This window comes from Micromonospora sp. WMMC250, assembly GCF_027460215.1.
In the GTDB taxonomy this organism is placed as follows: Bacteria; Actinomycetota; Actinomycetes; order Mycobacteriales; family Micromonosporaceae; genus Micromonospora; species Micromonospora taraxaci.
Map to the genome: position 1 here is coordinate 6,188,625 of NZ_JAPZBJ010000002.1, position 21,308 is coordinate 6,209,932.

Below are 21,308 nucleotides of genomic sequence, written 5' to 3' on the forward strand. Positions count from 1 at the left end.
AGGCGCTTTGGTGGGGTGATGCACCCACCGGCCAGCAAGCCGACCCTGACCACCCGGCAGGGCCACCCAGTGCACAACAACCAGCAGCAGCGGACGGTCGGCTCGCGAGGGCCCGCGACGCTGGAGAACTACCACTTCCTGGAGAAGATCAGCCACTTCGACCGGGAGCGGATCCCCGAGCGGGTCGTGCACGCGCGTGGTTTCGTCGCGCACGGCGAGTTCGAGGCGTACGGGACCATCGGCGACGAGCCGGCAGCGACCTACACCCGGGCCAAGCTGTTCCAGACCAGGGGCGGGAAGACCCCGGTGACCCTCCGCTTCTCCACGGTCATCGGCGGACGGGACTCCTCCGAGGCCACCCGCGACCCGCGCGGTTTCGCCGTCAAGTTCCGCACCGAGGACGGCAACTGGGACCTGGTCGGCAACAACCTGCCGGTCTTCTTCATCCGGGACGCTGTCAAGTTCCCCGACGTCATCCACGCGCTGAAGCCGGACCCGGTGACCTTCCGCCAGGAACCGAACCGCGTCTTCGACTTCATGTCCAACACCCCCGAGTCGATGCACATGCTGACCTGGCTGTTCAGCCCGCGTGGCATCCCCGCCAACTACCGGACGCAGGACGGCTTCGGTGTCAACACGTACCGGATGGTCAACGCCGCGGGCGAGGGTGTGCTGGTCAAGTACCACTGGAAGTCGCAGCAGGGCATCGAGTCGCTGACCGAGGAGCAGGCCGCCGCCATCCAGGCGTACGAGCTGGGGCACGCCTCCAAGGACCTCTACGAGGCGATCGAGCGCGGCGAGCACCCGCAGTGGGAGCTGAACGTCCAGATCATGAGCGACGAGGAGCACCCGGAGCTCGACTTCGACCCCCTGGACGACACCAAGACCTGGCCGGAGGACGCCTTTCCCCTGCGCCCGGTCGGCATGATGACGCTGCACCGCAACATCAGCAACTTCCACAACGAGAACGAGCAGATCGCGTTCGGCACCGGCGTTCTGGTCGACGGGTTGGACTTCTCCGACGACAAGATGCTGGTCGGGCGGACATTCTCCTACTCGGACACGCAGCGCTACCGGGTCGGCCCGAACTACCTCCAGTTGCCGATCAATGCGCCCCGCCAGGACGTCCAGGTCAACACCAACCAGGACGGTGGCCCGATGGCGTACGCGGTGGACGGTCGCGGCGGCAACCCGCACATCAACTTCGAGCCGTCCTCGGTGGCCGGTCTCCAACAGGCTGACGAGTCGTACCGGGAGTACCGACCGTTCGTCTCGGGCCGGGTCATGCGGGCGCCGATCGAGCGGCAGAACAACTACGGCCAGGCGGGTGAGCGCTTCCGGACCATGCCGCAGTGGGAACGCGACGACCTGGTGACGAACCTGACCAACCTGTTGGCTCAGTGCGACAAACAGGTCCAGGAGAAGATGGTCTGGCACCTCAGCCAGTGCGACGACGCCTACGGTCGGCGGGTCGCCGAAGGGCTCGGCATCGCCGACGACGCCTGATCCGATCCGCCGCGCGACGACGCCCCGCCGCCCGCAGCGGGGCGTTCGCCGTTACCCGGTCGGCCGCATTTCGGAGCGTCGATGTCGGCACGACGGGCGGTAGTGCAAAGGCCCTCGATTACGTATCCTGCCCAAGGCGCCCGCGCCGGTGCCCGGCTTCGACGCCGGGCAACGCACCCGGCCGGCGCGTTGCCCGGCGGTGCCGGCGCCCCTCCTGCCACCCCTGCACGGGCGAGGTCTGATGAGAACCCGCGACTGGCCGATCCGCTCCAAGCTGACCGCACTGGTCGTCGCGCCGGTGACCGCGCTGCTGGCCCTGTGGATCTTCGCTACGACGCTGACCTTCGGTCCCGCGCTGAACCTGCTCTCCGCGCGCACGCTGCTGTACGACCTGGGTCGTCCCGGCGAGGCGGTGGTCACCGAACTGCAACGCGAACGCCGGCTGTCGGTGGTGCAGCTCGCCGGGACCACCGAACTGCCGGCGCTGACCGAGCAGCGTCAGCGCACCGACCGGGCGATCGCCGAGCTTCGCCGCCGGGTCGACGGGGAGGCGTTGCGCGACGCCGCCGACGACCTGTTGGAGGACCGGGTCGACCGGCTGGTCACCGCCCTGTCGGCGCTGCCGACCGGTCGCGGCTTCATCGACGGCCGCCTGATGGACCGCACCGGCGTGGTCGGCCTCTACAGCGGGATGGTCTCCGCGGCCTTCCAGGCGTTCTCCGCGATGGCGAACCTGACCGATCCCGCCATCAACAGGCAGGCTCTGGCGCTCACCGCGCTGGGCCGATCCCGAGAGCTGCTCGGCCAGACCGACGCCATGCTGGCCGGGGTGCTGACCACCGGCCGGTTCGCCGCGGGTGAGCATGCCCAACTCGTACAGATGATCGGCAACCAGCGGTGGCTCACCGAGAGCGCGGTGGCCGACCTGCCCGAGGCGGGGCGCGCGGCGTACCAGCGGCTGAGCGAGAGCCCGGACTTCACCAGCGTGCGCGCCATGCAGGACGCGTTGATCGGGGCCAACAGGTCGGGCCGACCGCCGGTGGACGCGGCGAGCTGGCAGGCCGGCCACGACGCCGTCCAACAGCAGCTGCGCGACTTCGAGCTGGACGAGGCCGACAACCTCGCCGACCGCTCGGTGCCGATGGCGGTCGGAATCCTGGCCCGGTTGGCCGCCGCCGGGGTGCTCGGGCTCGTCGCCGTGGTGGTCTCGGTGCTGGTGGCGTTGCGGGTCGGTCGCACCCTGGTCCGGCGGCTCAGCAGCGTCCGCACCGCCGCGCTCGACCTGGCCGAGCACCGTCTGCCGGACGTGGTGGCCCGGCTGCGCCGGGGTGAGCAGGTGGACGTCGCCCGGGAGGCGCCGCCCCTGGAGTACGGCCACGACGAGATCGGCGAGGTCGGGCGCGCCTTCACCGAGGTGCAGCGCACCGCCGTCCAGGCCGCGGTGGACGAGGTCACCCTGCGTCGCGGGCTCAACGAGGTCTTCCTCAACATCGCCCGACGCAGCCAGAGCCTGGTCCATCGCCAGCTGCACCTGCTGGACCGGATGGAGCGCCGCGCGGAGGACCCGGACGAGTTGGCCCAGCTGTTCCAGGTCGACCACCTGGCCACCCGGCTCCGTCGGCACGCCGAGGACCTGGTCATCCTCGCCGGCTCCGCGCCCGGCCGCGGTTGGCGGAACCCCGTCGCGATGGTCGACCTGATCCGCGGCGCGATCTCCGAGGTCGAGGCGTACGACCGGGTGGACATCGCCGCCGTGCAGCCGGCCGGAGTGCTGGGCCGAGCGGTCGGCGACATCATCCACCTGCTCGCCGAGCTGGTCGAGAACGCCACCGCCTTCTCCCCGCCGGACACCCGCGTCACGGTCGTCGGGGAACAGGTGGCCAACGGGTACGCCCTGGAGATCACCGATCAGGGGCTGGGGATGTCCGGCGTGGCGCTGGAGACCGCCAACACCCGGCTGGCCAGCTCACCGGAGTTCGACCCGGCGCAGAGCGCCCGCCTCGGGCTGTTCGTGGTGGCCCGGCTCGCGGCCCGGCACAACGTACGGGTGCGGTTGCGGCCCTCCGGCGACGGCGGGGTGACCGCCGTGGTGCTGATCCCCGGCGACCTCGTCACCACCGAACCCCCCGCCGGCCCCGACCGTGCCACGCTGGATGCCGCCTCGGCCGACGCCGGCCGACGGCTGACCCGCCCGGCACGCCGGGACACCGTGCCCCGCGCCCGCACCCGCCCGACAGCGGCCCTGTCCGCTGTCGCGGCTCCGTCGGCTTCGGCCGCTGTCGCGGCTCCGTCGGCCGCTGTCGCCGCGCGGCCCGCGTCCGGGGCGGGAGTGTCGACCTCGGACACGTCGCCCGCGAACGGGGGCGGTGAAGCCGGGTCGACGACGCCCGGCGAAACGGTCGACGACGAGCTGGACGGCCTCCCGCGCCGGGTGCGACGCCGCACTCCCACCGCGCAACCCCGGTCGACCGTCACGGACACGCCGTCACCCCGGTCGCCGGAGGAGGTCCGCCGAGTGATGGCCGCCCTCCAGGCCGGCACCGCGCGTGGCCGCGCCACCGTGATCACCCCGACGGCGCCGGTCACCCCGACGGCGAAGGCGCCAGCGGCGCCGACAGGTCCCGCGAGCCCGGCTGCGCCCGCTGATCCCCAGCCCACCCCCGAACACCCGACCGCGACTGAGAGGGACGCCTAGTGCAGCATTCGACGAAGCAGAGCGCCGGCCTCGACTGGCTGCTCGACGAGCTGGTGCAGCGGGTTCCGGCCGCCCGGGAGGCGGTGGTGCTCTCCGCCGACGGCCTGCTCCTCGGCTGTTCGGCCGAGTTGGAGCGTTCCGACGCCGAGCACCTGTGTGCACTCGCCGCTGGTTTTTCCAGCCTGGCCCGGGGTGCCAGCCGGCACGTGGACGGCGGTCCGGTCCGACAGACCGTGGTGGAGATGGAGTCCGCGTACCTCTTCGTGACCGCCGCCGGTCAGGGCGCCTGCCTGGCGGTGGTCAGCGACGCCGACGCGGACATCGGGCTGGTCGCGTACGAGATGGCGATGCTTGTCATCCGGGTGGGGGAGAGCCTCTCCGCGCCGGCCCGATCGTCGGCGGGAGCCGGTGATGCGGACTGAGCCGCCCGGGCCGCAGCACGAGTGGCTGGACGGCGATGCCGGGCCGGTAGTGCGCCCGTACACCCTCACCGGGGGACGGGTACGCTCCGCCGTCGACGGTTTCAACCTGGTCGCGTTCGTGCTGGCCGGATCGGACGTCGACGCGGCGAGTCACCCGCACCTGCTTCCGGAGCATCGACGGCTGGTCGCGTTGTCCGGCCGGCCGGTGTCGGTGGCCGAGTTGGCAGCAGAGCTGGACCTCGCTGTCGGTGTGGTCCGGGTCCTGCTCGGTGATCTCCTGGCCGAGGGCCTGGTAGCGGTGCACGAGCCGCCGGCCGCCGGCATCCTTCCCAACGACGACATTCTCAAGGCGGTGGTCAGTGGACTCCGTGCGCTATGACCATGTGGGCACCAGCACCACCATCCCGCTGGCACTGAAGATCCTCATCGCGGGGGGCTTCGGGGCTGGCAAGACGACGTTGGTGAGCGCCCTGAGCGAGGTTCGTCCGTTGCAGACCGAGGAGGTGTTGACCGGCGCCGGGATCGGCACCGATGACATCTCCGGAGTGGAGGGCAAGTCGACCACCACGGTGGCGATGGACTTCGGCCGGATCACCATCAACGACGACCTTCAGGTCTACCTGTTCGGCACCCCGGGTCAGGACCGGTTCTGGTTCCTCTGGGACGAGTTGGCCTTCGGGGCCCTCGGCGCTGTGGTGCTCGCCGACACCCGTCGACTGGCCGACTGCTTCCCCTCCATCGACTACTTCGAGCAGCGGGGCATCCCGTTCGTCGTGGGCGTCAACTGCTTCGACGACTCCCGCCGCTTCAACCTGGAGACCGTACGCCGAGCCCTCGACCTGGACCCGGACGTGCCGATGGTGCTCTGCGACGCTCGGGACCGGCAGTCCGGGAAGATGGTGTTGATCTCACTGGTGGAGCATGTGGCCCGGCAACGCGGGGAGCCGGTGCCGACGGCCTGAGATCCGGGCCGGAAAGCCGGTTAACGGCAGGGCGTCGCGGGCAGCCTCTGGTTGGATCAGCGGAGGACGCCAGCGGAGGAGTCGGACGTGAGTGGTCAGGATGAGGTTGTCCACATCGGCGGATACACCGCCCAGAGCGGTGGTCGGGGCAGCGGCATCGTCGCGGCGCGCCGCGACCCGACAACCGGGGCGCTGACCCCGCTCGGCACGGTGGCGGTCACCGCGTCGCCCTCCTTCCTGGCGAGGCACCCCTCCCAACCGGTGCTCTACGCGGTCAACGAGTTGACGGACGGCGAGATCAGCGCCTGGCGGGTCGGGCCGGAGGGTGCACTGGCTCCGCTCGGCAGCCAGTCCACCGGCGGCGCCGAGCCGTGCCACCTGGCGGTGCTGCCTGACGGCGGCCACCTGCTGGCGGCCAACTACGGCAGCGGCAGCGTCGCGGTCTTCCCGCTGGACGCGCAGGGCGTGCCCGGCGAGCGCACCGACCTGGTGGTGCACGAGGGGCACGGCCCCGACCCGGATCGTCAGGACCACGCCCACGCCCACATGGTCTCCCCGGGTTCCGGCCGTGGGCCGATCTTCGCGGTCGACCTCGGCACCGACTCGGTCTACCGCTACGACCTGGACGCCGCGACCGGACGGCTGGTGCCCCGCGCGCCGAGGATCCGCACGACGGCCGGCACCGGGCCGCGGCACCTCGCCCGCCACCCGGACGGACGGCGTTGCTTCCTCGTCGGTGAGCTGGACGCCTCCGTCACCGCGTACGAGCTCACCGACGACGGTGCGTTGCACCAGCACGGTCGGGTCGAGGCGAGCGGGCGGTCCGGTCATGTCCAGCCGTCGGAGGTAGCGGTCTCCCCGGACGGGCGCTTCCTCTATGTCGGCAATCGCGGGGTGGGGACGGTTGCGGTTTTCGCCCTGGCCGGGGACCTGCCCGAGTTGGTGGCCGAGGTGGACACCGGTGGTGAGTGGCCCCGGCACTTCGCGCTGATCGGGGCGCACCTCTATGTTGCCGACGAGCGGGCGGACATGGTCCGGGTCTTCCGGCGCGACGCCGACACCGGTGTTCCGGAGGCGGTCGGCGAACCGGTGCCGGTGCCGAGCCCGACCTGTGTGCTGCCGTGAGCGACAGAGCCGAGATGTGAGGACGGCACAACTTAGGCAACGCCACGGGACTGCTGCGTCACTCTGTGTTGCTAAAAAGTGGTCAACTGTTTCTCCTGCGTAACTTTAGTCCGAACGGATGTGGCAGAGACGGCACCTTGTACGCAAGATGGTCACCGTGTCAGCAGGCCGCCATCGCATGCGTTCGAAACTCCACCTAGCAGCCGCCGCCGCGACGGCGGGTGTGCTCGTCGTAACGACGGGCGCGTGGTTCGGCTACCAGGAGTTGATCAAACCGAGCTGCTCAGGGGAGATTCGCCTGGCTGTGGCGGTCGCCTCCGAGCTCGCGCCAGCGGTGGACGCCGCCGCCTCCCAGTGGGTCAAGGACGGCGCGGCGGTGGGCCCGACCTGCATCCGGGTCGACGTCTCGGCGTCCGACCCGGTCGACGTGGCTGCCGTGGTGGCGGCGAAGCACGGAGCGGTCCTGGCTGGCGTGGGACAGGCCAGCGGCACCGCCGTCAGCCCCGACGTGTGGGTCCCCGACTCCTCGACCTGGTTGCTGCGGTTGAAGAAGGACGCCACGGCGTTCGCCCCGACCAACGGCGCGTCCATCGCGCGCAGCCCCATCGTCGTCGCGATGCCCGAGCCGATCGCCATGCGCCTGGGCTGGCCGGACAAGAAGTTCAACTGGACCGACCTGCTCAAGCAGGTCAACAACTCCAGCGCGCCCCTGCGGACCGGGATCGTCGAGCCGACCCGCGACGCGGCGGGGCTGTCCGGGCTGCTCTCGCTGACCGCGGCCGCCAACGGCGCCGGCGGGGATGCCCAGCGCAACACCGTCGGCGCGCTCCGGGCGCTGGCCACCGGCCGCTCGTCGCTGCGTAACGATCTGCTGGCCCGGTTCCCGACCGCCAACGACGCAACGTCCATCGCCAGCGGCCTCGGCGCGGCGGCCCTGTCCGAAGAAGACGTGATCGCGTACAACAGCAAGAAGCCGCCGGTGTCGCTCGCCGCGCTCTACATGGAGCCGGCGCCGATGCCGCTGGACTACCCGTACGCGGTGCTGCCCGGCATCGAACCGAGCAAGGCGTCGGCCGCCCGGGTGCTGTTCGAGCTGCTCACCAGCCCCTCGTTCCGCGACCGGCTCGCGGCGCAGTCGCTGCGCGGGCCGGACGGCAACTGGGGCGACGGCTTCAAGGCGCCGCAGGGTGCCCCCAGCCCGTCCGGCGGTGCGCCCACCGCACCGGCGAACGGCGGTAGCGCGGCCGGCGGCCTGGACCCGGCAGCCATCCAGCGGGTCGTCTCCAGCTGGTCGATCGCCACCCAGTCCGGTCGGATGCTGGCCGTCATCGACGTGTCCGGCTCGATGAAGGACCCGGTGCCGAGCGCCAACAACCGCAGCCGGGAGGAGGTCACCGTGGACGCGGCACGCCGTGGCCTCGGCCTCTTCGACGACTCCTGGTCGATCGGCCTGTGGACCTTCTCCACGAAGCTGGTCGGCAGTCGGGACTACCGGCAGCTGGTGCCCATCGGGCCGCTCTCCGCCCAGCGGGCCCAGTTGGAGGGCGCGCTCGCCACCGTCAAGCCGTCCAGCGGCGACACCGGCCTCTACGACACCATGCTCGCCGCGTACCAGGCCGTGCAGGAGGACTGGCAGCCCGGCCGGGTCAACTCGATCGTGCTGTTCACCGACGGCAAGAACGAGGACGACGAGGGCGTCAGCCAGCAGCAGTTGCTCGCCAAGCTCAAGCAGCTCGCCGACCCGGAGCGACCGGTCCAGGTCATCATGATCGGTATCGGCGAGGGCGTCAGCAAGGCCGAGCTGGAGTCGATCACGAAGGTGACCGGTGGCGACGTCTTCGTCACCAAGGACCCGAGCGAGATCGGCAGCATCTTCCTCAGCGCCATCGCACGGCGTCCACCGGCACCGCGCTGATCCGACGCTCAGACGCCAGGGGGCCTGCCGTACCGGCAATCGGTGTGGCAGGCCCTTTTTGGCCGCCGGGTTGAAGAAAAGTGACGGCAATACGTCGGAAGCAATCGGCAGTCATAGTTGTCAAGGCAGGATGTCGACTGTTCCGGCATGGTCGGTCCGCCTCCGGTCCGACCCGTCAGCCGGGGCCATCCTGAACAGAGTGGGAGGGCCGGTGAGCGCGGCGACACTGTTGACCCCCGCCACGTCGGCGGAGTCGGACGGCCGTCCTGCCGGGCTGGTGGCCCGGGCCGACGAACGGTCCTACGTCCGGGTTCTGGTTGTCCTGGACACCACCATCATCATCATCGCGCTGCTCATCGGGTACGTCACCCGCTTCGGTGACGACGAGCCGACCGGCTCGGAGGTCCCGTACGTGTTGGTCGCCCCCGGGTTGGTGCTGGCCTGGCTGATCTCCCTCAAGGCACTCGGCTGCTACGACGACCGGGTGATCGGCTACGGGGCGGACGAGTACCGGCGGGTCAGTTCCGCCAGTCTGCGGCTGGCTGGTGCGATCGCGATCGTCGGCTACGTCGCCGATGTCGGTGTCTCCCGGGGTTTCCTCGGCATCACCTTCGCGGTGGGCACCGTCGGGTTGGAGGTGGCGCGGTTCGCCGCCCGTAAGCGCCTGCACCGGGCTCGTTCGCTGGGCGCCGGCTGGTCGCGAAAGGTGCTGGTGGTCGGCGACACCGCGCACGTGCTGGAGTTGGTGCACACGCTGCGCCGCGAGCCGTACGCCGGGTACCAGGTGGTGGGCGCGTGCATTCCGGACGCCCTGCTCGCGCCGGTGGCGCAGCGGCTGGGTGACGTGCCGGTGGTGGGGTCCTTCCGGGGCATTCCGGAGGCCGCCACCGCGATCGGCGCGGACACCGTCGCGGTGACCGCGTCCGGTGAGCTGACCGCGACCCGGCTGCGTCGCCTCGGCTGGCAACTGGAGGGCACCGGTGTCGACCTGGTCGTGGCGCCCGCGCTGACCGACGTCGCCGGCCCGCGGATCCACACCCGCCCGGTTGCCGGGCTGCCGCTGATCCACGTCGAGGCCCCCGAGTTCCGCGGCGCTCGAAAGCTGGTGAAGGGCCTCGTCGACCGGTCCGCCTCGTCGTTGGCGTTGGCGCTGCTGCTGCCGCTGATCGCGTTCGTCGCCCTGGCCATCAAACTGGACAGTCGGGGGCCGGTGCTGTTCCGACAGGTCCGCGTCGGCCGGGGCGGGCAGGAGTTCGACGTGTTCAAGTTCCGCACCATGGTGGTCAACGCCGACGCCATGCTCGCCGAGTTGACCGCCAGCAACGAGACCGACGGTCTGATGTTCAAGATGCGCCGGGACCCTCGGGTCACCCGCGTCGGTCGGTTGCTGCGCAAGTGGTCGCTGGACGAGCTGCCGCAACTGGTCAACGTCCTGTTGGGTCAGATGAGCCTGGTCGGGCCCCGCCCACCGCTGCCCTCGGAGGTGGCCCGCTACGACGGCGACGTGGCCCGGCGGCTGTTGGTCAAACCAGGCATGACCGGCCTCTGGCAGGTCAGTGGGCGTTCCGACCTGAGCTGGGAGGACGGCATCCGACTCGATCTCTACTACGTGGAGAACTGGTCGCTCGCGGCCGACCTCACCATCCTCTGGAAGACCGTCGGCGCGGTCCTGAACGGCCGCGGCGCGTACTGACCCCGCCGGTCACGGTTGCGGGCCCGTCCAGTCCAGGCAGACGACCACAGCGTCGTCGACCAGGTCACCGGCCACGAACGCGCGCAGGTCACCGATCAGCGACCGGACGGCGTCCAGTGGCTCCATCGACCCCGTCCGGCGCAGGAAGCGGTCCAGCGCCGTTTCGCCGTAGCGTGCGTGCTGCCCGGCGGCCTCCAGCACCCCGTCGCCGATGACGAAGATCCGGTCGCCGACCTCCAGGGGGAACCTCTGCTCGTGGTAGTCGGTCGCCTCGAACATGCCGAGCGGGAACTGCGCCTCCAGAGGCTGCTCGATGACCTTCCCGTCGCGCAGGATGACCAGCCGGGGTGAACCCGCGTCGACCACCGTCATCATCCCGGAACGCAGATCCAGCTGCATCAGCAGTGCGGAGAGGTGCTGCTCGCCCCGGTACAGGTCGTAGAGGGCCTGGTCGGCGAGGGCGGCCTGGTCGGCCAGGCTCAGCCCGGCACGGCGCGCGTTGCGCAGCGCGTGGGTGGCCAACGAGGTGAGCAGGGACGCGGCGACGCCCTCGCCGCTGCCGTTGACGGTGGACAACCAGAGCTGCTGCCCGTCGTCGGACCAGTCGAAGCTGTCCCCGCGTACCGCGTACGCCGGTTCCAACTGCCCGGCCAGGCTGAACGACGGTCGGATCCGGCTGCGCCCGGGGAGGAGGTCCCACTGCATCTCGGCGGCCAGGGTGAGGCGCTGGGCACGCCGCGCCGCCCGGTAGACGTCGGTGCCGGCGGAGACCGCCGCCAACTCGTGCGCGAGCGCTGTGGCGATGTCGGTCAGCGCGGCGACGACGTCCGGGTCGTCCGGAACGGGCGACAGGAGCAGGACGCCCCGGCGCTCCCCGCGCATCGAGACCGGAATCCAGGCGCTGCCGTCGGAGAGGATCGGTGACTGGTGGTCGAAGGCGCGCCAGGCCGGGTGCCCCGGGCTGGTGATCGGGTCGCCGTCGGTGAGCGGGAGAAGCTCGGCGAGGCGGTAGTCGACCTGGTACAGCTCGACGTCGGTGATCCCGTACGACCGGGCCAGCACGTCCCCGACACCACCCACGACCCGGTCGGCCGGTGTCGCAATCAGTGCGTGTCGTGCCTCATTGACCGGTTCGTTCATGCTGGCTCCCTCGCTGAAGCTCGACCACCTGTGGGTTCGGAGTAGTCTCGGGCCACCATGGCCGAACTGAACGGTCCGACGGACCCCGAGACGAGTATGGCTGCCGCGCTGGACGCGGCGGCTGCTTCCCTGCTGGGCATCTGGGAATCCGCCCGGGAGGGGACCGCCAACCGTGTCTCCGGCGCGCAGCTACGGGCGGTGATGGTGGTGGAGCAGGCCGACGGCATCAACCTGCGCCGGCTCGCCACCCAGCTCGACATGCTGCTCAGCTCCGCCAGCCGCCTCTGCGACCGGCTGGTCGCCGCCGGCATGCTGGAGCGTGAGCCGGGCCGCTTCGACCGGCGGGAGATCTCGCTGCACCTCACCCCGGAGGCCCGCCGGCTCCTCGCCGAGCTGCGGGCCGACCGTCAGGCACAGCTCGCCGCCGTGCTGGCCGGGATGACCCCGGCGGGTCGCGACGCGCTGCTGAGCGGAATGCGGGAGTTCGACGAGGTCGCTCGCCGGCAGCAGGACACCACACTGGCGGGCGAGTCGGTGGAGGAAGAGGAGTGGCCGGGCGACCCGGACGGGCCGGGTGGGCCAGGCGGGCCGCCGGACCGGAGCGGGCCGACCCGCACGCGGTGGACTGATTCGTCGGGCGCCCCGGAGCGGTCGGTCGGCGCCACCCGGGAGTGGCCGACCGGCGGGCCGGTGGCGCGGACCGCCTGATCGAGCGGTGCCGGCTCGTCGTCACCGTCCGCGGTGCCGCCGCTGCGCCCTGGCCGCCGATCACGTCGGCACCGAGGCGCGGATGGCCAGCATCGCGACGTCGTCGTGGGCCTGCCCGTCCAGCCAGTCGTCGACGGCCCGGAGCACCCGGTCGATCAGCGCCGCGGGCGGCTGCCCGGCCGCCGACGCCAGCGCGGCGTGCAGTCGGGCCTCGCCGAATATCTCCGCGTCGCGCGGCCCGTGCGCCTCGGTGACCCCATCGGTGTACGCGAGCAGCACGTCGCCGGGGTCGAGGTGAACCCGGGTCTGGGCGAACCGTGCGGTGGTCAGCGCCCCGACCGCCGTGCCGCCCACCGGGACGGGGGTGACCGTGCCGTCGGCGGTGACCAGCAGGGGCGACGGGTGACCTCCACCGGCGATCGTGACGTCCACACCGGCGGGGCCGCGGTCCAGAGAGCCGAGCAGCAGCGTGGTGAACTGGCTGCGCCGCGCCGCGCCCGGGGCGTCGAACAACGCCCGGTTGAGCAGGTGGATCAGCTCCAGTGGGCGTTGCTCGACGAGCCGTAGCGTCTGCAGGCACTGGCGGACCCGGCCGGTCAGCACCGCCGCGCTCACGCCCCGGCCGCACACGTCACCGAGTGCGAACAGGGCCCCGCGTGGGTGCGGGAACACCTCGTAGAAGTCGCCGCCGATGCGCAGCGTGTCCCCGGCGGCGCGGTAACCGCCGGCCACTGTCACGCCGGGGACCGTGGGCAGCTCGGGCGGGAGCAGGCTGGCCTGGAGCACCCGAGCCAGGTGGGCCTGCTCGTCGTGGAGATCCGCGGTAGCCAGCGCGGCGCCCGCCCGGGCGGCGAACTCCCGGGCGAGCTCGGTCTCGCGCTCGTCGAAGCCGGGCCGCCCGGTGCGTCGGACGAGCAGCAGAGCACCGGCCGAGCCGTCGGCGCCGGGCATCGGGCAGACCAGCACGGTGCCCGGCGAGCCGAACCCGGGCGGCAGCATCGTGGCCAGGTCGGTGAACTCGGTGCCCCCGCAGGGGATCGGGTCGGCGGGGTCGCCGGCCAGCGCCTCGGCCAGCACGGGCACGGTGCTGGTCAGCGTCAGCGGGGCCAGCCCGTCGGTCGGGGCGGGTTCGCCGTCGGCGTACCGGATCCAACGGGCGTGCGGCTCGGCCGGCGCGGCCGGTCGGGGCAGCACCACGGCGGCGTCGGCCAGGTACGGCACGGCCAGTGTGGTGGTGGACAGGAGCACCTGGTCTCGGTGCAGGGACATTCCGAGTTGGTTGCCCGCCTCGGCGAGGAAGGCGGTGCGGGATCGTTCGGCACGTAGCGCGTCGGCGCGGTCGTGCTCCTCGGTGACGTCGCGGACGTACCACGCGAAACGGGGACCGGCGAGTTGCCGCCGGGCACCGCGCAGCCGTCGGCCGTGATGGTCGGCGTCGAAGCGGTCGGCATCCGTGGTGACCGCGTCGGCCACTGCCGCCACCGGGCATCGGGACAACTCGGTGCCGACGGTGATCTCCGGGAGCAGTCGCGCCGCCATGGCGTTGAGCAGGGTGACCCGGCCGGTCTCGTCGGTGGTCAGGATCGCTTCGGCGAGCCCGTCGAGCAGCTCGCGGGCCAACGGCGCGTCGGCGGGCAGCGGGGTGCCGCTGGGTTGCCGGGTCGTGGTCACCGCCGGACGCCGGCCCGCGACTGGCGACTCCTGCGCATGCTGCTTCTCGACTCCTCACCCGGCATCGTTGCTGTGGGGCAAGGATAGCGACCCTCTCCGACAGACACCCACAGCGTGGTCACGGTCAGCCCTGGGGTCCGTGTCAAAGCCCTCGGCTCGACCGAGGACCTTGATACAGGCTCCTAGCGGGCCAGCCAACCGGCGGGCTGGGCGACGATCCGGCGGACGACCGAGCCGGCGGCCCCTACCGCCGCGGCCTCCGCGCCGAGCGTGGACGGCCGGACCGTGACCGGTGACCAGGCGGCGGTCAGCACCCGGTCGGCGATCTCGGCGAGCACCGGAGGGCACAGCCAGGGCGCCAGGGCCGCGTAACCGCCGCCGAGCACCACGGTGTCCAGGTCGAGCAGGTTGACGACGCCGGCCACCGCCACGCCGAGGGCCGTCCCCGCATCGTTCAGCGCCCGCAGCGCGTCGGCGTCGCCGGCCTCGGCCAGCTCGGCGAGCCGTGCCGTCGCGGTGTCGGCCGGAAGCTCCGCCCGCGCCAGCCCGGCGGCGGTCACGATCGCCTCCTGGCCGGCGTACTGCTCCAGGCAGCCCTGCCCGCCGCAGCGGCACGGACGACCCTCGGGGTGCACCGGGAGGTGCCCGATCTCGCCGCTCCAACCGCGGACGCCGCGGAACAGCGCGCCGTCCAGCACGATGCCCGCGCCGATGCCCACCTCTCCGGAGATGTGCAGGAAGCTGGCCGGGGCGGGTGGTCGGGAGTGCAGCTCGCCGAGCGCGGCGAGGTTGGCCTCGTTGTCGACCACCAGGCCGGGCACGCCGGGGACCTGCTCGACCAGCGGCGGGTGCTCGGCGAGCAGCGCGGGCACCGGCACGTCGTGCCAGCCGAGGTTCGGCGCGAGCCGGACCAGACCGGCGTCGTCCACCAGGCCGGGCACCGCGAGCGCGGCCCCGACCAGTGTGAGGCCCTGGTCGGCGGCGTCGTCGCGGGCGGCCCCGGCCATCTCGACCAGCTGTGCCAACGCGTCGGCGGGGGCCACCGGACGCAGGTCGGCCCGGTGTACGGTGCGGTGCCGGACCTCACCCGCGAGGTCCACCACGCAGACCGCCAGGTAGTCGACGTTGACCTCCAGGCCGAGCCCGGCCGGCCCCTGATCGGCCAGGACCAGCCCGCGCGCCGGACGGCCGGCGCCGGAGCGGGGAGCCGGGTCGGACTCGCTGACCAGACGGCCCGCGAGCAGGTCCTCGACCACCGCGGACACTGTTGCTCTGGTGAGGCCGGTCGCGGTCGCCAGGTCGGCTCGGGACGGGGGGCGTTCGGCCGCGGCGATGCGGCCGAGCACCAGGGCGAGGTTGAGCTCGCGCAGACTGCCCTGACGGACTGCGCCGGCCGGGGCGTGGGTGAGGCTCACCCCTTGACACTGCCATAGGGCGGGCAAATAATTCAATGGCTGAACAAATAGCCGACAACACCACCCCGGAGGTTGCTCATGGCACCCCGTCCCACTCCCGCCGACAAGTTCTCCTTCGGGCTCTGGACCGTGGGTTGGCAGGCCCGCGACCCGTTCGGTGACGCCACGCGTCCCGAGCTCGACGCGGTCGAGGCAGTGCACCGGCTCGCCGAGCTGGGCGCGTACGGCATCACCTTCCACGACGACGACCTGATCCCGTTCGGCGTCGACGCCGCCACCCGCGACCAGCACATCGCGCGGTTCCGCAAGGCCCTCGACGAGACGGGCCTGGTGGTGCCGATGGTGACCACCAACCTGTTCACCCACCCGATCTTCAAGGACGGCGGCTTCACCAGCAACGACCGCGACGTCCGCCGCTACGCGCTGCGCAAGGTGCTGCGGCAGGTCGACCTGGCCGCCGAGCTCGGCGCCAGCACCTTCGTCATGTGGGGTGGCCGCGAGGGCTCCGAGTACGACCTCGCCAAGGACGTCCGCGCCGCCCTGGACCGCTACCGCGAGGCGGTGAACCTGCTCACCCAGTACTCCATCGACAAGGGCTACAACCTGCGGTTCGCCCTGGAGCCCAAGCCCAACGAGCCGCGCGGCGACATCCTGCTGCCCACCATCGGGCACGCGCTCGGCTTCATCTCCCAACTGGAGCACCCGGAGCTGGTCGGCCTCAACCCGGAGGTCGGGCACGAGCAGATGGCCGGGCTCAACTACGCGCACGGCATCGCCCAGGCGCTCTGGCAGGGCAAGCTGTTCCACCTCGACCTCAACGGCCAGCGCGGCATCAAGTACGACCAGGACCTGGTCTTCGGCCACGGCGACCTGATGAACGCGTTCGCCCTGGTGGATCTCCTGGAGAACGGCGGCCCCAACGGCGGGCCGGCCTACGACGGCCCACGGCACTTCGACTACAAGCCCTCCCGCACCGAGGACATGGACGGCGTCTGGGCCTCCGCGGCGGCCAACATGAGCACCTACCTGCTGCTCAAGGAGCGCGCGGCGGCGTTCCGCGCCGACCCCGAGGTGGTCGAGGCGCTGGCCGCCAGCAAGGTCGGCGACCTGAACACGCCGACGCTCAACGACGGCGAGGGTTACGAGGAGTTCCTGGCCGACCGGTCCGCGTTCGAGGACGTCGACGTGGACGCGGTGGCCGCCCGGGGCTTCGCCTTCGTCCGGCTCAACCAGCTCGCCGTCGAGCACCTGCTCGGCGCCCGCTGAGGCCCCGCCATGCCGTTGGTCGCGGGCGTCGACTCGTCCACCCAGTCCTGCAAGGTGGTCATCCGGGACGCGGAGACCGGTGCCCTGCTCCGGCAGGGTCGGGCCGCACATCCGGATGGCACCGAGGTCGACCCGGAGGCCTGGTGGCAGGCGCTGCGTAGCGCTGCCGACCAGGCCGGCGGGTTGGCCGACGTGGCCGCGATCTCCGTCGCCGGCCAGCAACACGGCATGGTGTGCCTCGACGAGGACGGCCGGGTGGTCCGCCCGGCGCTGCTGTGGAACGACACCCGGTCCGCCGACGCCGCCGCCGACCTCGTCGAAGAGGCCGGCGGCGGTGCGGCCGGGCGTCGGTTCTGGGCCGAGGCCACCGGCAGCGTGCCGGTGGCCAGCTTCACCCTCACGAAGCTGCGCTGGCTGGCCCGGCACGAGCCGGAGCAGGCCGCCCGGGTGGCCGCCGTGTGCCTGCCACACGACTGGCTGACCTGGCGGTTGGCCGGCGCGCCGGGGTTGGGCGCGCTGCGTACCGACCGGGGGGATGCGAGCGGCACCAGCTACTGGTCGCCGGCCAGTGGCGAATATCGGCTGGACCTGTTGGAGCAGGGCTTCGGGCGGCGACTGATCGTCCCGGAGGTGCTCGGCCCGGCGGACTCGGCGGGGAAGCTCGCCGACGAGCTCGGTGGGGGTGCGTTGCTCGGTGCGGGCACCGGCGACAACGCCGCCGCAGCGCTCGGCGTCGGCGCCGGCCCGGGTGACGTGATCGTCTCCATCGGCACCTCCGGCACCGTGTTCAGCGTCGCCGACGTGCCGGCCGGCGACGAGAGCGGCGCGGTGGCGGGCTTCGCCGACGCGTCCGGTCGTTTCCTTCCGCTGGTCGCCACGCTCAACGCGGCCCGGGTGCTGGACGCGGCCGCCGCGATGCTCGGTGTCAGCCTGGACGAGTTGGCCGAGTTGGCGCTCTCCGCGCCGGCCGGGGCGGACGGGCTGGTCATGGTGCCCTATCTGGAAGGTGAGCGGACACCCAACCGGCCGCTCGCCACCGGGGCGGTGCACGGCCTGACCCTGCGTACGTCGACGCCCGCGCACCTGGCGCGGGCCGCCGTGGAGGGCATGCTCTGTGCTCTCGCCGACGGTCTGGACGCGCTGACCGCGCAGGGTGCCACGGCCCGCCGGGTCATCCTGGTCGGCGGCGGGGCCCGGTCGGCCGCGGTGCGTCGGATCGCTCCGCAGGTCTTCGGCTGCCCGGTCGTCGTCCCGCCGGCGGGGGAGTACGTCGCCGACGGCGCAGCCCGGCAGGCCGCCTGGGTCGCCCTGGGTGGTCCGAGGCCGCCGGTCTGGGCGGTCGAGGGCACCGAGGAGTACGCGGGCGAGCCCGTCCCCGCCGTTCGTGAGCAGTACGCGGCGGCTCGTGGACTGGTTCTCGACCGCCGCTGACCGTCGGGATCGACGCGGGTGGGTGCCCGGGAACGCTGACCGGCACCCACCCGCGTGACGACCTCCTCAGCCGCGTCTGGTTGGCTGCCGGTCATGACGGTGACCAGTGGCGGGCCGGGCCGGGGCGGGCAGCAGCCCGGCCGACGCCCGCACGCCCGGGGCGGCGGCCCGGCGCACCGGCTGTACAGCATCGTGGTGTTCGTGCTGCTCGCCTCACTGGACAACGTGGCGATCGGGCTGGTCCCGCCGCTGTACGGCCCGATCTCCGACGCCTTCGACGTGTCGGGGCGGCTGCTCGGTCTGGTCACCGCCGTCAGCTTCCTGGTCAGCGCGGTGGCAGCGGTCGGCTGGGCGTACGTCGGTGACCGGACCAACCGTAAGCCGCTGCTCATGGTGGGCACTCTGTTGTGGGCGGCGGGCACCGGCGGTAGCGCGTTCGCCGGCGGCTACCTGACGTTCTTCACCGGGCAACTGGTCGCCGCGGTCGGCCTCGGTGCGGTCGGCTCGGTCGGCTTCTCGGTGGTCACCGACCTGATCTCACCGACCCGACGCGGGCTGGTGATGAGCTTCTGGGGGCTCTCCCAGGGGGTCGGTACCCTCGCTGGCACCCTCGTCGGAGGGCTGCTCGGCGCGACGGACTGGCGGCGGCCGTTTCTGATCCTGACCGGCGTCGGCCTGATCGCCACGGTGGCCTACCTGTTCACGTACGACATCCGGCGCGGCCAGAGCGAACCGGAGTTGGCCGACCGGCTGGACGCCGGCGCCGAGTACGACTACCGGATCAGTCGCGCCGACCTGCCGCGCATCCTGGCCCGACGCACCAACCGGTGGCTGATCCTGCAGGGACTCACCGCGCAGGCCGCCTTCGGGTCCCTGGTGTGGTTGCCGGTGCTCTTCGCCGAACGAGCCGAGGCCCAGGGCTACTCGTCGTCCACGGCGGTGGTGGTGGGCAGCGTCTTCGCCACGCTGTTCCAGCTCGGCGGGGTGCTGTCCATCGTCGGTGGGCTGGTCGGCGACGCGCTGCAACGGCGTACGCCGAGAGGTCGCGCCCTGGTCGCCGCTGTCGGCATCCTCGCCGCGTTGCCGTTCTACCTGGTGTTGTTCTTCGTCCCGGTGACGATCGATGTGCCGGACGGCGCGAGCGGCGGCGCGGTGGTCGGCGCGGTGCTGTCCAGCGTCTTCACCGAGCCGTCGGTGGGGTTGAGCCTGCTGACCGCGATCGTGGCGCTGGCGCTGACCTCGGCCAACTCGCCGAACTGGTTCGCGCTGATCGCCGACGTGAACCCGCCGGAGCACCGGGGCACTGTCTACAGCCTGGGCAACCTGGTCAACGGGGTCGGTCGGGCGGCCGGCAACGGGCTGGTCGGGGTGGCGTTCCAGGGGCTGCGCGCGGCATTCCCGCCGCCGTTGAACTTCGCCGTCGGGCTGGCCGCGTTCCAGCTCTTCTTCATTCCCACGGGTGTCATGTACTGGTTGGCGTCGCGAACCTCGCCGGAGGACATCGAGAACGTCCACGACCTGCTGCACACCCGAGCCGACCGCCTCTGACCCCACGCGCCCCGCCCGCGCGTCCCGCGCGTCAAGATCCGCGCAACATCAAGGGGAAGCGCTGCCACGGGTGAGCAGGAGGGGCCAACATCCCTGATGTTGGCCCCTCCTGCTTGGGTCAGGCGGTGCGCAGCCAGACCGTCACGTCGGTGGGGACCGCGTCGTCGTCTTCCAAGGGAGCGCTGCTCGCTAGCACCTCGGCTCCGGTCGGGACCGGCACCGGCGTCTCGCCGAAGTTGGTCAGCACTGTCAGCTCGCCGTTGCGGAAGGTCAGCACCTCGTCGCCGGAGGACAACCATTCAAGGGTGCCGCGACCCAGCCCGTGGGCGCGGCGCAGCCGCAGCGCCGTGCGGTACAGCTCGTACGTCGAACCGGGCACGTCGCGCTGGCGGTCCAGCGCGTACTCCGCCCAGAGCGACGGCTGCGGCAGCCAGCTCGCGTCGGTGGGCCCGAAGCCGTACGACGGCGCGTCGGCCTCCCACGGGATCGGCACCCGGCAGCCGTCCCGGCCGCGCTGGGTGTGCCCGGTGCGTGCCCAGGTCGGGTCCTGCCGGGCCTCGTCCGGCAGCGTGGTGTGCTCGGGGAGACCCAGCTCCTCGCCCTGGTAGAGGTACGCGGAGCCGGGCAGGGCGAGCATCAGCAGCGTGGCCGCCCGGGCCCGGCGCAGGCCGAGCGCGGCGTCCGGCTGCGGGTCGCCGATGCCGATGCCGTTGGGGCGGCCACCGCCGATCGCCAGGCCGAGACGGGACGCGTGCCGCACCACGTCGTGGTTGGACAGCACCCAGGTGGTCGGCGCGCCGACCGAGTCGGTCGCCTCCAACGAGCGGGTGATCACCGCGTACTGGGCCGGTGCGGTCCACGCGGCGAGCAGGTACTCGAAGTTGAACGCCTGGTGCATCTCGTCCGACCGCACGTAGCGGGCCAGCCGCTCGGCCGGTTCCACCCACGCCTCGGCGACCAGCACCCGCTCGCCCGGGTAGCTGTCCAGGACCTGCCGCCACTGCCGGTAGATCTCGTGCACACCCTCCTGGTCCCACATCGGCGGACGCGGCTTGTCGATCTCGTTGCCGGAGAGGATCTCCTGCGGTTCCTGCCAGTCGGCCAGGTCGGCCTGCTTGACCAGGCCGTGCGCCACGTCGACCCGGAAGCCGTCCACCCCACGGTCCAACCAGAACCGCAGCACGTCCAGGAACTCCGCGTGCACCTCCGGGTTGTCCCAGTTGAGGTCCGGCTGACCGGTGTCGAACAGGTGCAGGTACCACTGGCCGGGCTGCCCGTCCGGGTCCACCGTGCGGGTCCAGGCGGGGCCGCCGAAGACGCTCTGCCAGTCGTTCGGCGGCTGCTCACCGTCGGGGCCGAGACCGTCGCGGAAGATGTACCGGGACCGTTCCGGGCTGCCGGGCGGGGTGGGCAGGGCCTCCTGGAACCAGCGGTGCGCCGAGGAGGTGTGGTTCGGCACCAGGTCCACGATCACCCGCAGGCCGCGGGACCGGGCCTCGGCGATCAGCTTGTCCGCGTCGGCGAGGCTCCCGAACAGCGGGTCGACGTCGCGGTAGTCGGCCACGTCGTAGCCGGCGTCGGCCTGTGGCGACGGGTAGAACGGGGAGAGCCACACCGCGTCCACGCCCAGCTCGACCAGGTGGTCGAGGCGGGCCGTGATGCCGGGAAGGTCACCGATGCCGTCGCCGTCGGAGTCGGCGAACGAGCGGGGATAGATCTGGTAGATGGTCGCCTCGGTCCACCAGCCGGTGACCGGGTGACCGGAGGGGGTCTGCTGCGTCGGATCGGTGTTCAGGGTCTTCTCCCGTGTC

Annotated in this window: 16 protein-coding genes; 12 read left to right on the forward strand and 4 right to left on the reverse strand. The window is 72.1% G+C overall.

Going from position 1 to position 21,308, the window contains the following annotated elements:
- Window positions 1–18 precede the first annotated feature (18 nt).
- The 8 genes from O3438_RS28080 to O3438_RS28115 all read left to right on the forward strand — a co-directional run bounded on the left by O3438_RS28080 (window position 19) and on the right by O3438_RS28115 (window position 10,318).
- Window positions 19–1,506 carry a catalase gene (locus O3438_RS28080; protein WP_269682616.1) on the forward strand — a complete coding sequence of 496 codons (1,488 nt, stop codon included), beginning with the start codon at window positions 19–21 and terminating at the stop codon, window positions 1,504–1,506.
- A gap of 241 nt (window positions 1,507–1,747) precedes the next feature.
- Window positions 1,748–4,201 (forward strand): sensor histidine kinase, encoded by a 2,454-nt coding sequence (locus O3438_RS28085; protein WP_269682617.1) that lies wholly within the window; start codon window positions 1,748–1,750, stop codon window positions 4,199–4,201.
- Window positions 4,201–4,623 carry a roadblock/LC7 domain-containing protein gene (locus O3438_RS28090; RefSeq protein WP_088987924.1) on the forward strand — a complete coding sequence of 141 codons (423 nt, stop codon included), beginning with the start codon at window positions 4,201–4,203 and terminating at the stop codon, window positions 4,621–4,623. Before O3438_RS28085 ends, O3438_RS28090 begins: the two co-directional genes overlap by 1 nt.
- A complete protein-coding gene (locus O3438_RS28095; RefSeq protein ID WP_269682618.1) occupies window positions 4,613–5,002 on the forward strand; it encodes a DUF742 domain-containing protein in 390 nt (129 codons plus the stop codon). The genes O3438_RS28090 and O3438_RS28095 overlap by 11 nt, the downstream gene beginning before the upstream one ends.
- Complete coding sequence (locus tag O3438_RS28100) at window positions 4,983–5,585, forward strand: GTP-binding protein (RefSeq protein WP_269682619.1); 603 nt, start codon at window positions 4,983–4,985, stop codon at window positions 5,583–5,585. The genes O3438_RS28095 and O3438_RS28100 overlap by 20 nt, the downstream gene beginning before the upstream one ends.
- An 87-nt stretch (window positions 5,586–5,672) precedes the next feature.
- Window positions 5,673–6,710: a lactonase family protein gene (locus tag O3438_RS28105; protein ID WP_269682620.1), complete on the forward strand. Its 1,038-nt coding sequence runs from the start codon at window positions 5,673–5,675 to the stop codon at window positions 6,708–6,710.
- Window positions 6,711–6,867: 157 nt separating this feature from the next.
- Window positions 6,868–8,625, forward strand: coding sequence for a substrate-binding domain-containing protein (locus O3438_RS28110; protein ID WP_269682621.1), 1,758 nt, complete (start codon window positions 6,868–6,870; stop codon window positions 8,623–8,625).
- A gap of 211 nt (window positions 8,626–8,836) precedes the next feature.
- Window positions 8,837–10,318, forward strand: a complete 1,482-nt coding sequence (locus O3438_RS28115) for a sugar transferase (RefSeq protein WP_269682622.1) — start codon at window positions 8,837–8,839, stop codon at window positions 10,316–10,318.
- Window positions 10,319–10,327: 9 nt separating this feature from the next.
- On the opposite strand, the gene O3438_RS28120 is transcribed toward O3438_RS28115, so the two are convergent.
- Window positions 10,328–11,458: a PP2C family protein-serine/threonine phosphatase gene (locus tag O3438_RS28120; RefSeq protein WP_269682623.1), complete on the reverse strand. Its 1,131-nt coding sequence runs from the start codon at window positions 11,456–11,458 to the stop codon at window positions 10,328–10,330.
- Window positions 11,459–11,515: 57 nt separating this feature from the next.
- On the opposite strand from O3438_RS28120, the gene O3438_RS28125 reads away from it, so the two are divergent.
- Window positions 11,516–12,166, forward strand: a complete 651-nt coding sequence (locus O3438_RS28125; protein ID WP_269682624.1) for a MarR family winged helix-turn-helix transcriptional regulator — start codon at window positions 11,516–11,518, stop codon at window positions 12,164–12,166.
- A gap of 60 nt (window positions 12,167–12,226) precedes the next feature.
- On the opposite strand, the gene O3438_RS28130 is transcribed toward O3438_RS28125, so the two are convergent.
- The gene (locus O3438_RS28130) at window positions 12,227–13,837 is read right to left on the reverse strand and encodes a PP2C family protein-serine/threonine phosphatase (RefSeq protein WP_269682625.1); all 1,611 of its coding nucleotides are present in this window, start codon (window positions 13,835–13,837) and stop codon (window positions 12,227–12,229) included.
- Between the two features lie 182 nt (window positions 13,838–14,019).
- Window positions 14,020–15,252 (reverse strand): ROK family transcriptional regulator, encoded by a 1,233-nt coding sequence (locus tag O3438_RS28135; RefSeq protein WP_269682626.1) that lies wholly within the window; start codon window positions 15,250–15,252, stop codon window positions 14,020–14,022.
- Window positions 15,253–15,330: 78 nt separating this feature from the next.
- Here O3438_RS28135 and xylA point away from each other — a divergent pair, with 78 nt between their 5' ends.
- The 3 genes from xylA (at window position 15,331) to O3438_RS28150 (ending at window position 19,497) form a co-directional block, all read left to right on the forward strand.
- Complete coding sequence (gene xylA / locus O3438_RS28140; protein ID WP_269682627.1) at window positions 15,331–16,518, forward strand: xylose isomerase; 1,188 nt, start codon at window positions 15,331–15,333, stop codon at window positions 16,516–16,518.
- Window positions 16,519–16,527: 9 nt separating this feature from the next.
- Window positions 16,528–17,949 carry a xylulokinase gene (gene xylB / locus O3438_RS28145; RefSeq protein WP_269682628.1) on the forward strand — a complete coding sequence of 474 codons (1,422 nt, stop codon included), beginning with the start codon at window positions 16,528–16,530 and terminating at the stop codon, window positions 17,947–17,949.
- A gap of 93 nt (window positions 17,950–18,042) precedes the next feature.
- The gene (locus tag O3438_RS28150; protein ID WP_442929668.1) at window positions 18,043–19,497 is read left to right on the forward strand and encodes an MFS transporter; all 1,455 of its coding nucleotides are present in this window, start codon (window positions 18,043–18,045) and stop codon (window positions 19,495–19,497) included.
- Window positions 19,498–19,615: 118 nt separating this feature from the next.
- Here the strand turns inward: O3438_RS28150 and O3438_RS28155 are convergent, their stop codons facing one another.
- Window positions 19,616–21,292 carry a glycoside hydrolase family 13 protein gene (locus O3438_RS28155; protein ID WP_269683778.1) on the reverse strand — a complete coding sequence of 559 codons (1,677 nt, stop codon included), beginning with the start codon at window positions 21,290–21,292 and terminating at the stop codon, window positions 19,616–19,618.
- Window positions 21,293–21,308 lie beyond the last annotated feature (16 nt).